Annotated in this window: 2 protein-coding genes; both read right to left on the bottom strand. The window is 65.6% G+C overall.

Annotation, left to right across the window (positions count from 1 at the left end):
• Positions 1-401: biotin carboxylase N-terminal domain-containing protein (locus AB4Z37_RS32970; RefSeq protein WP_441520879.1), on the bottom strand; the 401-nt coding region annotated here is incomplete at its 3' end.
• Between the two features lie 2 nt (positions 402-403).
• Positions 404-688 (bottom strand): carboxyl transferase domain-containing protein (locus AB4Z37_RS32975; RefSeq protein ID WP_441520880.1); only part of this gene is annotated, 285 nt, incomplete at its 5' end.

Here is a 688-nt window from a genome sequence, read left to right on the forward strand (position 1 = left end):
TAGCCCGGCACGGTCGAGACCTTGGCCTTGGCCGCAGCCTTCTTGGATTCGATCTTGTCGCCCATCGCGGCGATGGCGCCGGGATTGGGGCCGATGAAGGTGACGCCGGCCTCGGCCAGCGCCCGCGGGAACGCCTCGCGCTCGGACAGAAAGCCATAGCCGGGATGCACCGCCTCAGCGCCCGTCCTGCGGCAGGCCTCGACGATGCGGTCGATCAGCAGATAGCTCTCGGCCGCCGGCGGCGGACCGATCAGGATGGCTTCATCCGCCATCTCGACATGCACCGCGTTGCGGTCGGCCTCGGAATACACCGCCACCGTCGCGATCCCCATGCGACGGGCTGTCTTGATCACACGGCAGGCGATTTCGCCACGGTTGGCGATCAGGATTTTCTTGAACATGGTCACAGCGGCAGATTGTCGTGTTTTTTCATGGGCGTCTCGACCTTCTTGTCCCTGAGCATGGCGAGGGCCCGGGCGATGCGCTTGCGGGTCGAGTGCGGCATGATCACGTCGTCGATGTAGCCGCGCTCGGCGGCGACGAACGGCGACAGGAAGCGGTCCTCGTACTCTTTCGTGCGCGCGGCGATCTTCTCCGCGTCGCCGATGTCCTGGCGGAAGATGATTTCGACCGCGCCCTTGGCGCCCATCACCGCGATCTGCGCCGTCGGCCAGGCATAGTTGATGTC

Origin of the sequence: Bradyrhizobium sp. 2TAF24 (assembly GCF_052115025.1) — a bacterium.
Taxonomy (GTDB): domain Bacteria; phylum Pseudomonadota; class Alphaproteobacteria; order Rhizobiales; family Xanthobacteraceae; genus Bradyrhizobium_A.